This is a genomic window from Neisseria sp. Marseille-Q1983 (genome assembly GCF_018224585.1).
Lineage (GTDB): Bacteria > Pseudomonadota > Gammaproteobacteria > Burkholderiales > Neisseriaceae > Neisseria > Neisseria polysaccharea.
This window is the reverse complement of record NZ_JAGTUI010000115.1, coordinates 1-888: the sequence shown is the minus strand read 5'-3', so window position 1 is coordinate 888 and position 888 is coordinate 1. Positions and strand designations below refer to the sequence as shown.

1 protein-coding gene is annotated in these 888 nt (G+C 47.7%); it reads right to left on the bottom strand.

Translation table 11 applies throughout. The features are described 5' to 3' along the window. Window positions 1-275: 275 nt before the first annotated feature. Window positions 276-794 (bottom strand): opacity family porin, encoded by a 519-nt coding sequence (locus tag KEM39_RS11405; RefSeq protein ID WP_118783384.1) that lies wholly within the window; start codon window positions 792-794, stop codon window positions 276-278. Window positions 795-888 lie beyond the last annotated feature (94 nt).

The window sequence follows — 888 nt, the reverse complement described above, 5'->3', positions numbered from 1 at the left end:
GAATGTTAAGAAAAGTAATGCGCCCCTTTGATGGGACGCAATATATAAGGTTTTGGGTTTCTGTTTTTTGGGAATGATGGGATTTTAGGTTTCTGTTTTCGCGGGAATGACGATTTAGAAGTTGCCTGAAATTCAAAAAAACGAAGCTTAAAAAAACGGATTCCCATTTTTTGCGGGAATGACGGGATTTTAGGCATTTGTTTTTGATTTTTGCGGAAACGGAAAACCGCCGCAATGGCGGCGGTCGGCTTGCCGGCGGATGCCGGTTTCGGGGGTTAGAATTTCACACGGATACCGGCGGTATATTCGTTGGCAAATACCCTTGTATCGTCAAATTTGCCCAAATAATTGAAGCGGTAGCCCAAATCCAAAGTAACGTTGGGAGCGACTTCAAAGCCGACACCGCCCAATGCGCCGATGCTTGCTTTGGTTTTACTGTATTTTCCGTCTTCATCTTTTAAGGTCAATCGGTTCAGTCCCAAACGCGCGCCGACATAAGGTTTGACGATGGAATTGGTGTTGAAGTCTTTGATGACGGCAACGCCTGCGCCTTGGAGTGTGGCGGTAGTGTCGTCAATTTTGTCGCGGACGCGGTAGTAGTCTGCGGCAATACGCATATCGCCGGCATCGAAGCCGACGGAAACGCGCGGGAGGAAATTGTTGGATGTTTCGCCATCGTAGCGGATGGAGGAAAGACCCGCATCGCCCTGTACATAAACGCCCGGTTGGTTGTCGGCGGCAAATGCGGCAGCGGGAAGGGCAAGCACGGTTAATGCAGTAAGGAGTTTTTTCATTTCTTGATTCCTAAAAATGTTTAAAATTTTTTGAATATCGGAATCCGTTAGGGAATCCGTTAGGGAATCCGTTAGGGAATCCGTTAGGGAATCC

Coding starts and splice junctions, on each gene's coding strand:
- KEM39_RS11405 (WP_118783384.1), bottom strand. CDS start 794: ATGAAAAAACTCCTTACTGCATTAACCGTGCTTGCCCTTCCCGCTGCC.